Below are 12,197 nucleotides of genomic sequence, written 5' to 3'. Positions count from 1 at the left end.
AAGCGTAAGAACCTTGGTCGCGGTTTGTCTTTGATCCTTACAAAAATGCATTTAATCTATTATTTCCCCGATTCTTTAAATGTAAGTCTCTGTTAAACAGTGTTTTAATGTTTAAATAACTTAAATTTAACATTTTTTGTGTTTTTTATCGAGTATCGAATTCATTTGATCTAAAAGTCTGTTTTTTAGTTTGTTTAGCCATATTTAAGTAATATCATTGTATGGTAAACCCGTAACAGGGGGAGGACAAAGCATTATTCAAAAACCCTAGATAAGATGAAATTAATAGCATGTATTTTTAGTTTATTTCTATTCTTAAATAGTTATGCAAACATTAGTGACGGCGATCTTAAAGTAGAGAAAGATGGTCTAGTTGTTGTTGTATTGGATTTTGAAGAAGGAGATAAAATCAAGTTATTTGAGATTGAGACTGGAGAGCATATTCTTTCTAAAACCCATAGTGAGATCGATTTAAGTCAACTACCTGTAGGAACTTACCTTTTAGAAAACAATGAAGGACAATCTGTTGTAATTGATAGAATGGAAGAAGAGTTAAAGGTGGATGGAGCTATCAATGCAATTCACAATGATTTTTTATTAGAAAGAGATAGTGCAAGAGTTATGGTTCCTGCAGAGATAGATGTTGAGCAAGAGTATATGCACTATTATGATAACTCAGAAACCAATCTTTTAGCGATTACAAGAGAAGGTGATGTGATTACCGTAGAGGATTTCGAAGAAGGAGACAAAATAAAATTATTTGAAGTAAAAAATACAGTTCACGTTTTAACAAAAACAACAAACTTCGTAGACCTTAGCCAATTACCAGCTGGAGTTTATGTACTAGAAAACGATAGAGGAGATTCTGTAGTTGTAGAAAAGTTTGTAGACAAAGATCAAGTAGCAGAAATGTAGGAAATGCTATATAAAATGTGTAAAGCCTATCCAAACGGATAGGCTTTTTTGTTTGTGATCTAGGGGTATTGTTTTTATTTCTCTAGATTTTTGGTCATGTTGAAACCTACGAATAATCCAACACCTGCCATTAAGAAAATAGTTCCGGGATATGCAACTTCACGATTTAGACCAATTACTTGATGCAAGAGTCCCGCGATAAAAATACCTGAACCTATACCCATTAATAGTAATGAGAAATTCAAGATAAACACTTTCCAAAAAGGTGTTACTCTTTTTTCTTTACTACTGTAGAAGATAGAGGCGTCTGCTCCTTTCTCTATCAATGCCATTCTTTCTTTATTTCTGGCAGCTATAAAGAGGTAGAATATTCCAAAAATGCAACCAAAAATAGATAATGGTATTAATGCTTCAATAAAACTCATAATGTTGATTTTAAAATTTAGATTACTGTTCGTTTTTTCATTATGACGGGCAAATGTTTGGAGCGGTTACAAAAAATGTGAAAAAAAAATTATTACCTTTTTTGAGTATTAGGTGTAACCGTAGTTAGATGAATGTCGTCTCATAGATAAATGAACCATCAACCAGACCAATATTATATCCAAAAAGTACTAGAAGGCGATATCAACGCTTTTTCGATACTGGTAGAACGATATCAGAATTTGGTATATACTGTGGTGTATAGGGTAATTAAAAATAAAGAACAGGCAGAAGAAGTGGCTCAGGATACCTTTGTCAAGGCATATGAGTCTTTAGCTAAGTATAGAGGAGAAGCTAAATTTTCAACTTGGTTATATACGATAGCCTATCGAAAAAGCCTGGATTTGGTGAAATCGAATAAGAAATTAATAACTTCAGAATTGATAGAAGAGATTAACGAAGGAGATGTAGAACTGGTTACTGATGCATTGAGCTATTTACAAGAACAAGAACGAAAAAAAATCATAGCAGAAAGTATCTTAAAACTACCACAAGAAACGGCAGTATTAGTAACACTTTATTATTTTGAAGAAAAGAATATAAAAGAAATAGCTGATATTGTGGGGTTAACAGCAGATAATGTAAAAATAAAACTGTTTCGTAGTAGAAAAAAGTTATATTCGATACTGAAACATTATGTTTTACCAGAAATAAGCAATAAAAATGGAAGAGCAATTTAATGATGTAAAACGTTTAGTAAAAGAGGCAGGAATAGAACGTCCCTCGTCGGGTTTCTCTATCAATGTGATGCGTGATATTAAAAGGTTGAATGCACAGGAGCCTATCGTCTATACACCTCTTATTTCTAAAAGAGCCTGGTTTTGGATAGGAACATTAATTTTTGGTTTGGTTTTGAGTCTTGCATTTTTAACTGATAATAATACATCGATTTTGGATAAGGTAGATCTTTCTTCTTTACAACTAAAGGGGAAGTTGATCAATAACCCTTTTAAAGACTTTACACTTTATAAGACTACCTTGTATGGGATTTTGTTCTTCTCCATATTATTTTTTGTACAAATCCCAATTCTTAAAAGAAGAATAGATAAGAGTTTTTCTTTATAGTTCGGCTGCGTATACATAACTAATCTTTTAAAAGATTTTTTAAACTCCGTTACATTCTCTATTTTACATACCCTAATTAATTATTATACATCCGTATGCAAAAAAGAGTCTGTATAATAGGAGCTGGACCTAGTGGGATCACGGTGCTCAAGAATTTGATTGATAAAGGACTATCTGTGGTTTGTTATGATCAGAACAAAGAAGTAGGCGGTAACTGGATTTATTCTGAAGATGAAAGCCACTCCAGTGTTTTTGAGACCACTCATATTATTAGCTCCAAAACATTATCACAATACGAGGATTATACTTTTGATGATTTTGATAAAACGGTGGCGGATTACCCATCTCATGATGAGTTACGGAGGTATTTTCAAGCCTATGCCCGCTATTTTGACCTTTATCCTCATATCGAATTTGAAACTAGCGTACTACATTGTGATAGAAAAGGAGATAATGAATGGCATGTCACCATCAAACAGCACAATCAAGAGCGTGTAGAAGTATTTACCGATTTGGTAGCCTGTAACGGTCATCATTCTGTACCTAGAATGCCAGAGTATCCAGGAAATTTTAGTGGTTCCTTTATGCATTCACATCACTACAAAAAAGCATCACCATTTGCAGGAAAAAGAGTGTTAGTCATTGGTGGAGGGAACTCTGCTTGTGATGTAGCCGTAGAAACCAGTCGAGTGAGTGAGAAAACAAGTATAAGCTGGCGAAGAGGGTATCGTATCATTCCAAAATTCTTTTTTGGGTTACCCTCGGATATCGTTGGAGCAAGATCTGCCTGGTTGCCTGTAAAAATAAGAAGTTGGCTTAACGATCGATTGCTGAATCTTCTTATAGGGAAAAATAAATTATATGGGTTACAGAAGGTAAGAACTAAATTTGGAGAAACTCATCCCACCATTAATGATGAACTGTTATATAAGATAAGACATGGAAAAGTTCATCCTAAAGTGGATATAGAACGTTTGGATGATAATACTGTGCATTTTAAAGATGGTACCAAGGAAGATTTTGACGTAATTATTGCATGTACAGGTTTTGTTTTGAAACATTCCTTCTTTAAGGATTCTTTTATCGATTATAGTGAGGGTCCAGTGCCCTTATATCTCAAAATGTTTCACCCAAAATACCATGATTTGTTCTTTGTAGGCATGTTTCAGCCATTAGGTTGCATTTGGCCGGGATCAGAGTTGCAAAGTAAGATTTTGGCTAATTATTTGACTGGGGAGTGGAAAATGCCTCAAAATATTGAGAAGTTATGTGAGCGAGAAGTTACCCATCCACATTATAAGCAAATCAGTACACCAAGACATACCATTACTGTGGATTATCATGATTTTAGAAAGGCGTTATTGAAACAACTTCCTAAAAATTGGATATCCAAAGAACCCAAAACCATTTCAAAAAGTGCTTAAATGAACAGTACAATGTTTAAAGATTTTTTAGGTCAGTTGACCGATAATTTTGTTCCTGTAGTATCTTCCGTATTTTCAAAAGATGATTATTTAGCCATAGATCTGTCCGAGTCCAATAAAGAGCTGGATGCGATAGATGTTTCATCATCAGCAGCATTTGATGATTATATCGCCGATTTTCTAAAACAACATAATGCTATGGTAGCTTATGGCGGATATTTGGAGGTGAGATCAATGTATCGTCGAAGCACTCATTTTAACCAGCAAGATCCTGCAACCGAGAGAAATATTCACTTGGGATTAGATGTTTGGTGTGATGCGGGTACAGAAATCCTGGCTCCAATACCTGGAAAAATCCATAGCTACAAAAACAATAAGAATTATGGGGATTACGGCCCTACTATTATTTTGGAACATAATTATTCCGAAATAACTTTTTATACCTTGTACGGTCACCTTAGTGTGGCTTCGTTGGATCATATTGCTATTGGTCAGGAGGTTCGAGCAGGCGATGTTATTGCCAGATTAGGTGATGCGTCTGTAAATGGAGATTATGCTCCGCATTTGCATTTTCAGATTATGAAAGACCTGGAAGGAAACTCTGGAGATTATCCAGGAGTATCCAGTAAAAGTGAATTAACTAGATATCAAAACAATTGTCCTGATCCTAATCTACTACTTAAAATAAGGTAAAAACACCCCTGGAATTATCACATTTAGAATTATTTTGTTTAATTATACAAGTATAATTAAGAGATTTTTCGTGTACATAATCGATAAAACTATCTGGATATGTACTAGTTTTAAGTGCCTGATCTAGTGTGTTTTGTGTATTTGATCTAGTTTATTGTGTTTTTTGGCGACACTTACAATATTTAAATATTTGATAATCAGTTGTTTAAATATATTTTTCTTCTTTTTTGGTATTTTGACGAAAATACGGCGTATTTGATCTAAAAACTTGATTTCTAGTTGGTAACACAATTATTTCGCTGTATCCTTGTATGGTAAAACCGTAGTTTCTTAACTACAAAGCCCCAAAAATGATGAAAGCGATTACACTATTATTCAGTTTATTTTTATCTCTTGTTAGTATTGCTAAAGATGACAATGGTCTTGTTGTGAAGCAGGATGGTTTAGTTGTTGAAGTAATGGATTTCGAAGAAGGAGATAAATTAAAGTTATTCGAAGTTGAAACTGGAGATCATATCTTATCAAAATCTTATTCTCATATCGATTTAAGTCAGTTGCCAGTAGGTTCTTATATTTTGGAGAACAGTCAAGGTCAATCTGTAGTTATCGACCGTTTAGAGGAAGAGTTAATGATCGAAGGAGCTGTTTTTGCTCAGGATGAAAATTTTGAGGTAGAAGATAGTATGATGGCTGATGCAGGAGAGAGCGAAGATGTTGAAGAAGGGTTTATCAAGAATTATGTAGATACTAATCAAAATCTACTGGACATCCATAGAGATGGAGATATTGTTACTGTATTAAATTTTGAAGAAGGGGATAAGTTAAAGTTGTTTGAAGTAAAAGATACAGTACACGTGTTATCAAAAACTACTAATGTTATCGATTTAAGTTTACTTCCTGTAGGGGTATATTTATTAGAAAATAACAACGGAGATTCTGTAATCGTTGAAAAGTTTATTGAAACTCAAAACAACCTTAGCGAACTATAAGAAAATTCATCAGGGGAGTTTTACAGCTCAAACAAAAATAAAAAAAAGCGGATCCAATTTGGATCCGCTTCTTTTTTTTGGGATATGATGATGTAATGGGTTTTTTTAGAGTATTTTAAAATTTAAATACATAGAATTATGATGTATTGTTTTTTTATGTATATTTGATCTATGTATTCAAAAGAACTTTTAAAAGGAACCCTTTCTGTTATTGTATTAAATATCCTTGCTGAAAATGGACGTATGTACGGCTATGAGATTTTTCAGAAAGTAAAGGAGCTGTCTGATGGCAAAATTTTGCTCAAGGATGGTTCGTTGTACCCTGCTTTACAAAAGATGAAAAAAGAGGGGTTGTTGACTTGCGAGGAAGTATATATCGGTAAAAGAATTCGGAAATATTACTTGCTCACCAAGAAAGGAAAAGAGGAAAAAGTGCATTATTTGGAAGAGCTGCAAGATTTTATAGCAACCATAAGCAAAGTTATTAATCCACAATTGAAGATCTCATGAGGCTTACTGATGAACAGGAACGCAAGATTATTGAACTTCTGGATAAAGATGGGTTAAAAATAAAGTCTCTACGAGATGATATTTTGGATCATCTATGTTGTGTAGTAGAAATCCGAATAAAGAAAGGAGAAACCTTTGAGATGGCCTTGCAAGAAGCATTAATAGAGTTGGCTCCTAATGGACTAAGTGAGATTGAACAAAAAACAATTTTTTTATTAAACTATAAACGAATACTTATCATGAAAAGACTTATGTATCTAATTGGTTTTGTTGGGGCGTTTACCCTTACCGCAGGAATTACATTCAAGTTATTGTATTTTCCTTATGCTAATATGCTATTTACAGTGGGGTTTCTATTATTGTTACTTGTGTTTTTACCGTTATATACTTTTGACAAGTTCAAGTTAGCAATAGCGCGTTCTTTGTCAGAACGATTAAAAATTATCATGGGCTGTGTTTCAGGAACTGTGATAGGTTTGTCTGGAGTGTTTAAATTCTTGCATTGGCAAGGGGCTAGTGTCCTTCTGTTGGCAGGAGCGTTTATATTTGCTGCAGGATATTTGCCTTTTTTGTTTTTTACTATGTATAAAAAGTCTGTATCATAGGTCAACTCAAGAAGTATAAAAAAACCTGCAGCGAAAACTGCAGGTTTTTTTATGTAAAGTCTTGTAACTTCTTATTCGTTGATCAATACCCATTCTCCTTTTTCGATCAGAGGAATGGCTTGCTTATATTTCAAAGTTTTATTTTCACCACTCATTACGTGCTTAATGGTAACTCTATCGTTACGACCAATTTTAGGTTGCTCTCTTACGATGGTTTCTGTTACTTGTGGTTGTTGTTGGGTTTGACCAGCGGCTCTATTCATGGCTGCTCGCTCGTCCATATTTGGAATCTCTTCTTTGCTAGTTTCCAGATTTTCTTTTCTTCTTACCTGGCGAGCCTCAGAAATATCTTGTGTATTACCAGTAGGTAATTCTCCTTTAAACAAGAACGAAATCACATCTTTATTTACTTCTTCGATCATTGCTTTGAACAACTCAAAAGCTTCGAATTTGTAAATCAACAACGGATCTTTTTGTTCGTGAACAGCAAGCTGTACACTTTGCTTTAATTCATCCATTTTACGAAGATGGGTTTTCCAAGCATCATCGATAATGGCTAGTGTAATGTTCTTTTCAAAATCAGTGATCAACTGTTTTCCTTCAGAATCATAGGCTTTTTTAAGATCTGTAGCAACATTCAGACTCTTTACACCATCCGTAAACGGTACAAGGATTCTTTCGTAATTGCTAGAAGGATCTTCATATACTTGTTTGATCACTGGGAATGCAGTTTCTGCATTACGCTTCATTTTATCCTGATAGTGATCATAAGCTGCTTTGTACACTTGTCCCGCAATTTTTTGAGCATCCATTTTCTCAAACTCTTCTGCAGAGATAGGACTACTCATAGAGAAATAACGTATCAACTCAAACTCAAAGTTCTTGAAGTCCTGAGCGTTCTTGTTGGATTCGGTGATCACTTCGGCAGTGTCGTAGATCATATTAGCGATATCTACACGCAAACGTTCTCCAAATAGCGCATGATATCTACGTTTGTATACCACTTCTCTTTGTGCGTTCATTACATCATCATATTCCAAGAGTCTTTTACGAACACCAAAGTTGTTTTCTTCTACTTTTTTCTGAGCTCTCTCGATAGATTTTGTGATCATAGAGTGTTGGATTACTTCTCCTTCTTCTAACCCCATTCTATCCATCATTTTGGCGATACGTTCAGAACCAAATAAACGCATAAGGTTATCTTCTAGCGATACATAGAACTGCGAGCTACCTGGATCTCCCTGACGTCCAGAACGACCTCTTAACTGGCGATCTACACGTCTTGAATCATGGCGCTCTGTACCGATTATTGCAAGTCCGCCAGCAGATTTTACCGCATCAGAAAGCTTGATATCAGTACCCCTACCAGCCATATTGGTAGCGATGGTAACCATACCTTGTTTACCAGCTTCGGCAACAATATCGGCTTCTTTTTTATGCAATTTCGCGTTCAGCACATTATGTGGAACCTTTCTGATGGTAAGCATTCTACTTAATAATTCAGAAATTTCTACAGAGGTTGTACCGATCAATACAGGTCTACCTGCGTGAGACAATTCGGTTACCTGTTCGATAACGGCATTGTATTTTTCACGTTTTGTCTTATATACTAAATCTTCACGATCGTGTCTTGCTATAGGTCGGTTGGTTGGGATTTCTACCACATCTAGTTTGTAGATTTCCCAAAGTTCACCTGCTTCAGTAACTGCGGTACCGGTCATACCGGATAACTTTCGGTACATTCTGAAGTAGTTCTGCAAAGTAACCGTAGCAAAGGTCTGCGTAGCATCCTCAATCTTTACATTTTCTTTAGCTTCAATCGCCTGGTGTAAACCATCGCTATAACGACGACCATCCATAATACGTCCGGTCTGCTCGTCAACGATCTTTACTTTGTTATCCATTACCACATACTCCACATCTTTTTCGAATAATGAATATGCTTTTAGTAATTGTCTTAAGGTGTGAATGCGTTCACTTTTTACGCTATAATCTCTAAAAAGATCTTCTTTCTTTTCAGCCTCTTCTTCCTTAGATAATCCTAATTCTTCAATTTTGGCGATTTCCATACCAATTTGAGGAAGTACGAAGAAATCTGGGTTTTCTTTTCCAGAAAGATATTCGACACCTTTATCGGTAAGATCTATTTGATTGTTCTTCTCTTCGATTACATAATACAGGTCGGCATCAATCTTATGCATCTCACGATTGTTGTCCTGCATGTAGAAGTTTTCTGTTTTTTGAAGTAGTTGTTTTACTCCTTCTTCACTCAAAAACTTAATTAAGGCTTTGTTTTTTGGAATACCTCTATATACCTGTAGTAATTTGAAGCCACCTTCTTTGTTATCTCCTTCTTTGATGAGCTTCTTAGCTTCAGCAAGAACAGTGGTCAAATATTTTTGTTGAACAGCAACGATATCCGCAACCTTTGGTTTTAGTTGATCAAACTCATGAATATCTCCTTTTGGTATAGGACCAGAAATAATCAACGGAGTACGTGCATCATCAATCAAAACAGAATCCACCTCGTCAATGATCGCATAGTTATGTGGACGTTGTACCAAATCTTCAGGAGCATGAGACATATTATCACGCAAATAATCAAAACCAAATTCATTATTGGTACCGTAAGTAATATCCGCGTTATAAGCTGCTCTACGTTCTGCCGAGTTAGGTCTGTGGTTATCGATACAATCTACGGTAAGTCCATGAAACTGAAATATAGGAGCCATCCATTCGCTATCACGACGTGCAAGGTAATCATTTACGGTTACCAGGTGAACTCCATTTCCAGAAAGCGCATTAAGATATACCGGTAGGGTAGCTACCAAAGTTTTACCCTCACCCGTCTGCATTTCTGCAATTTTACCTTCGTGCATGGCAATACCACCGATAAGCTGAACATCATAATGGATCATATCCCATTTCACCTCTTTACCAGCAGCATCCCAGCTTGTAGACCAAATTGCTTTGTCATTATCTAGTGTGATGTAATCTTTTGTTCCAGAAAGTTCTCGATCGTAGGTAGAAGCACTAACTTCTATGGTTTCATTATTTGCAAAACGCTTCGCTGTTTCTTTAACAACAGCATAGGCTTCAGGTAGAATGTCATTTAATGCATTTTCTGTAGCTTCGTAAGCATCGTCCTTTAGCTTGTCGATTTCTGCGTAGATATCTTCTTTTTTGTCTATATCTTCTTCAGTATTTGCATCTTCCTGAAGTTTTTCAATTTTGGATTGAATATCTTTTCTGGCATCATCAATCTGTTTTTTGAATGCTTCTGTTTTTGCGCGCAGTTCATCATGAGATAATCCTTCAAGTCCTTTTTCAGCTTTTTTGATCAATTCAACTTTTGGCTGAATCTCTTTAATATCTTTTTTGGATTTATCTCCTACAAATACTTTTAATACAGAATCTAAAATTCCCATAATTTATGGTTATATGTTTATTGAGATGTTTGTTTTAAACACAACTGGTTGGAAGGTCCAACTGTTCGGGTCATTCGAGTCAAGTCCCAGATCTTGGGATTAGCGAAATTATCTCACGACCAATCAGGTCAAATTATACAATATTTTTACGATCAAAAATCGTAATCTAAGTGGCGTAATTTACGCAAAAAAAAAGCCTCTTGCGAGACTTTTATAACTATTTCATTTTTTTAATATTCATCCTCATTCCAAAGATAATCTTCGTCTGTAGGATAATCGGGCCATATCTCTTCTATCGAATCATAAGAATCTCCTTCATCTTCAATCGCTTGCAAATTCTCCACAACTTCCAAAGGTGCTCCAGTACGAATTGCATAATCAATTAGTTCGTCTTTTGTAGCTGGCCAAGGCGCATCACTCAGATAGGATGCTAGTTCTAAAGTCCAATACATAGGTTTACTGGTTTATTTTCTGCAAAAATAATTTTTTAGTTTAAAAAGTCAAGTAAAAAATTAATTATTTAAACAATAATTATAAGAACGTGATTTTCTGGGGTTTTCCCTTATTAATTTTGCAGGTATTTTTAATTTAAGAATTCTTGGTAGGAATCCATTTTATCTCATCTGCTTTCAAATCGTGGGACAACTTTCGTGCCAGTACAAAAAGGTAGTCAGATAGTCGGTTTAAATATTGCAAGGTAGTGCCTTCAAAAGGCTCTAATTCATATAGTGCAGTAGCCAAACGTTCTGCTCTACGGCATACGCAGCGGGCTATATGACAGAATGACACAGTTTGATGCCCTCCTGGTAATACAAAATGTGTCATTGGCGGTAAAGCTTCATTCATTCGATCCATTTCATTTTCTAATAATTCGATGTCTTCATCGGCTATGGTAGGGATGTTCAATCGTTTTTTGCCACTTTTTAGCATTGCTTTTTCAGGATCAGTGGCCAACACAGCACCTACGGTGAAAAGTTTATCCTGTATAGTGACCAAAACTTGTTTGCTAAGTTCATCGATATCTTGATCTCTGATCAATCCAATATGAGAATTCAATTCGTCGACCGTTCCATAGCTGTCGATTCGAATATGATGCTTAGGGACTCGTGTGCCTCCAAAAAGGGCTGTAGTGCCTTTATCCCCTGTTTTTGTGTATATTTTCATGTGAAATTAGTTTCTTATTGCTCTTTTTCTTTCTTTTTGAAGTAATTCTTTTTGAAATTTCGTTTATCACGATCATACAGTTTGCGCTTATTGTTCTTGGTGTTCCAAGACACAATTGCAAATAAAACGGCAATCCCCATGACCATCAAGATAAGCTGAGTTTCTCCCGAAAGTGAATCAAACATTGTTTTTCTTTTAAGGTAAAAGTAGAAAAATGCTTTTAATTGAAGCTTATAAACAATCAGTATTTAAGAAGGAATATGCATTAAAAAATGCTAAATTTGTTGCGCTATGGAATTCTCTTCAAAATTATTGGAAAACGCAGTATACGAAATGTCTCAATTACCCGGTATCGGGAAGCGAACCGCTTTGAGATTAGTACTTCATTTATTAAGACAACCAGAGACTCAAACAGAACATTTAACCTTGGCGTTGGGGCAATTAAGGAAAGAAATCAAATTCTGTAAAAAATGCCATAGTATTAGTGATGTAGAAATCTGTGATATTTGTAGTAACCCTAGTCGAGAAAAGGAACTCGTTTGTGTGGTTGAAGATATTCGAGATGTAATGGCTATCGAAAGCACTGGGCAATACAGAGGTTTGTATCATGTGTTGGGCGGAAAAATAAGTCCGTTGGATGGTGTTGGTCCGCAAGATTTGAAGATTAGTTCCCTGGTAGAAAAAGTGAAATCAGGAGAAATCAAAGAACTCATTTTTGCACTTAGTGCCACTATGGAAGGGGATACAACTAATTTTTATATCTACCGACAATTAGAAGGGCAAGAAGTCAAAATATCTACGATCGCTCGAGGTATTGGGGTTAATGACGAGTTGGAGTATGCAGACGAAGTTACTTTGGGTAGAAGTATTATGAATAGGATTCCTTTTGAAAACGCCCTGAAGAATTCCTAACTTGTTACA

The 12,197-nt window shown here is 35.4% G+C and carries 14 protein-coding genes; 9 read left to right on the top strand and 5 right to left on the bottom strand.

Translation table 11 applies throughout. The features are described from left to right. Positions 1-276: 276 nt before the first annotated feature. Complete coding sequence (locus tag ACXAGJ_RS06665) at positions 277-915, top strand: hypothetical protein (protein ID WP_474838275.1); 639 nt, start codon at positions 277-279, stop codon at positions 913-915. Positions 916-989: 74 nt separating this feature from the next. Here the strand turns inward: ACXAGJ_RS06665 and ACXAGJ_RS06660 are convergent, their stop codons facing one another. Then, complete coding sequence (locus ACXAGJ_RS06660) at positions 990-1,340, bottom strand: DUF6249 domain-containing protein (protein WP_073320630.1); 351 nt, start codon at positions 1,338-1,340, stop codon at positions 990-992. A gap of 150 nt (positions 1,341-1,490) precedes the next feature. Between ACXAGJ_RS06660 and ACXAGJ_RS06655 the strand changes: the two genes are divergently transcribed. From ACXAGJ_RS06655 to ACXAGJ_RS06625, 7 genes are all read left to right on the top strand, one after another. Continuing rightward, positions 1,491-2,078, top strand: coding sequence for an RNA polymerase sigma factor (locus ACXAGJ_RS06655; protein ID WP_474838273.1), 588 nt, complete (start codon positions 1,491-1,493; stop codon positions 2,076-2,078). Next, on the top strand, positions 2,062-2,463 hold the full coding sequence (locus ACXAGJ_RS06650; protein ID WP_474838271.1) for a hypothetical protein: 402 nt from the start codon (positions 2,062-2,064) through the stop codon (positions 2,461-2,463). The genes ACXAGJ_RS06655 and ACXAGJ_RS06650 overlap by 17 nt, the downstream gene beginning before the upstream one ends. 95 nt (positions 2,464-2,558) lie before the next feature. Then, positions 2,559-3,887 (top strand): flavin-containing monooxygenase, encoded by a 1,329-nt coding sequence (locus tag ACXAGJ_RS06645; RefSeq protein ID WP_474838269.1) that lies wholly within the window; start codon positions 2,559-2,561, stop codon positions 3,885-3,887. Beyond that, a complete protein-coding gene (locus tag ACXAGJ_RS06640; protein WP_474838267.1) occupies positions 3,888-4,580 on the top strand; it encodes a peptidoglycan DD-metalloendopeptidase family protein in 693 nt (230 codons plus the stop codon). Positions 4,581-4,930: 350 nt separating this feature from the next. After that, positions 4,931-5,569 carry a hypothetical protein gene (locus ACXAGJ_RS06635; RefSeq protein WP_474838265.1) on the top strand — a complete coding sequence of 213 codons (639 nt, stop codon included), beginning with the start codon at positions 4,931-4,933 and terminating at the stop codon, positions 5,567-5,569. Between the two features lie 171 nt (positions 5,570-5,740). Then, entirely contained in the window at positions 5,741-6,079 is a 339-nt protein-coding gene (locus ACXAGJ_RS06630; RefSeq protein WP_073320612.1) for a PadR family transcriptional regulator, read from the top strand. Next, positions 6,076-6,684 carry a hypothetical protein gene (locus ACXAGJ_RS06625; RefSeq protein ID WP_474838262.1) on the top strand — a complete coding sequence of 203 codons (609 nt, stop codon included), beginning with the start codon at positions 6,076-6,078 and terminating at the stop codon, positions 6,682-6,684. Before ACXAGJ_RS06630 ends, ACXAGJ_RS06625 begins: the two co-directional genes overlap by 4 nt. A 71-nt stretch (positions 6,685-6,755) precedes the next feature. On the opposite strand, the gene secA is transcribed toward ACXAGJ_RS06625, so the two are convergent. From secA to ACXAGJ_RS06605, 4 genes are all read right to left on the bottom strand, one after another. Further along, the gene (gene secA / locus ACXAGJ_RS06620; RefSeq protein ID WP_474838260.1) at positions 6,756-10,112 is read right to left on the bottom strand and encodes a preprotein translocase subunit SecA; all 3,357 of its coding nucleotides are present in this window, start codon (positions 10,110-10,112) and stop codon (positions 6,756-6,758) included. 230 nt (positions 10,113-10,342) lie between these two features. Then, positions 10,343-10,564, bottom strand: coding sequence for a DUF2795 domain-containing protein (locus ACXAGJ_RS06615; RefSeq protein ID WP_008272287.1), 222 nt, complete (start codon positions 10,562-10,564; stop codon positions 10,343-10,345). Positions 10,565-10,700: 136 nt separating this feature from the next. Continuing rightward, complete coding sequence (locus tag ACXAGJ_RS06610) at positions 10,701-11,276, bottom strand: cob(I)yrinic acid a,c-diamide adenosyltransferase (protein ID WP_473281466.1); 576 nt, start codon at positions 11,274-11,276, stop codon at positions 10,701-10,703. A gap of 14 nt (positions 11,277-11,290) precedes the next feature. Continuing rightward, entirely contained in the window at positions 11,291-11,461 is a 171-nt protein-coding gene (locus ACXAGJ_RS06605; RefSeq protein ID WP_474838255.1) for a hypothetical protein, read from the bottom strand. Between the two features lie 106 nt (positions 11,462-11,567). Between ACXAGJ_RS06605 and recR the strand changes: the two genes are divergently transcribed. Continuing rightward, positions 11,568-12,188 (top strand): recombination mediator RecR, encoded by a 621-nt coding sequence (gene recR, locus ACXAGJ_RS06600; protein WP_474838253.1) that lies wholly within the window; start codon positions 11,568-11,570, stop codon positions 12,186-12,188. Positions 12,189-12,197: the final 9 nt, after the last annotated feature.

It is taken from the genome of Aquimarina sp. AWH4_224, assembly GCF_056160245.1.
Note: the sequence above shows the minus strand (reverse complement) of the source record. Positions and strands in the feature narration are given on the sequence as shown.

What these genes read in the sequence shown, in the direction of transcription:
- ACXAGJ_RS06665 (WP_474838275.1), top strand. Translation starts at nt 277, where the DNA reads ATGAAATTAATAGCATGTATTTTTAGTTTATTTCTATTCTTAAATAGT.
- ACXAGJ_RS06660 (WP_073320630.1), bottom strand. Translation starts at nt 1,340, where the DNA reads ATGAGTTTTATTGAAGCATTAATACCATTATCTATTTTTGGTTGCATT.
- ACXAGJ_RS06655 (WP_474838273.1), top strand. Translation starts at nt 1,491, where the DNA reads ATGAACCATCAACCAGACCAATATTATATCCAAAAAGTACTAGAAGGC.
- ACXAGJ_RS06650 (WP_474838271.1), top strand. Translation starts at nt 2,062, where the DNA reads ATGGAAGAGCAATTTAATGATGTAAAACGTTTAGTAAAAGAGGCAGGA.
- ACXAGJ_RS06645 (WP_474838269.1), top strand. Translation starts at nt 2,559, where the DNA reads ATGCAAAAAAGAGTCTGTATAATAGGAGCTGGACCTAGTGGGATCACG.
- ACXAGJ_RS06640 (WP_474838267.1), top strand. Translation starts at nt 3,888, where the DNA reads ATGAACAGTACAATGTTTAAAGATTTTTTAGGTCAGTTGACCGATAAT.
- ACXAGJ_RS06635 (WP_474838265.1), top strand. Translation starts at nt 4,931, where the DNA reads ATGATGAAAGCGATTACACTATTATTCAGTTTATTTTTATCTCTTGTT.
- ACXAGJ_RS06630 (WP_073320612.1), top strand. Translation starts at nt 5,741, where the DNA reads ATGTATTCAAAAGAACTTTTAAAAGGAACCCTTTCTGTTATTGTATTA.
- ACXAGJ_RS06625 (WP_474838262.1), top strand. Translation starts at nt 6,076, where the DNA reads ATGAGGCTTACTGATGAACAGGAACGCAAGATTATTGAACTTCTGGAT.
- secA (WP_474838260.1), bottom strand. Translation starts at nt 10,112, where the DNA reads ATGGGAATTTTAGATTCTGTATTAAAAGTATTTGTAGGAGATAAATCC.
- ACXAGJ_RS06615 (WP_008272287.1), bottom strand. Translation starts at nt 10,564, where the DNA reads ATGTATTGGACTTTAGAACTAGCATCCTATCTGAGTGATGCGCCTTGG.
- ACXAGJ_RS06610 (WP_473281466.1), bottom strand. Translation starts at nt 11,276, where the DNA reads ATGAAAATATACACAAAAACAGGGGATAAAGGCACTACAGCCCTTTTT.
- ACXAGJ_RS06605 (WP_474838255.1), bottom strand. Translation starts at nt 11,461, where the DNA reads ATGTTTGATTCACTTTCGGGAGAAACTCAGCTTATCTTGATGGTCATG.
- recR (WP_474838253.1), top strand. Translation starts at nt 11,568, where the DNA reads ATGGAATTCTCTTCAAAATTATTGGAAAACGCAGTATACGAAATGTCT.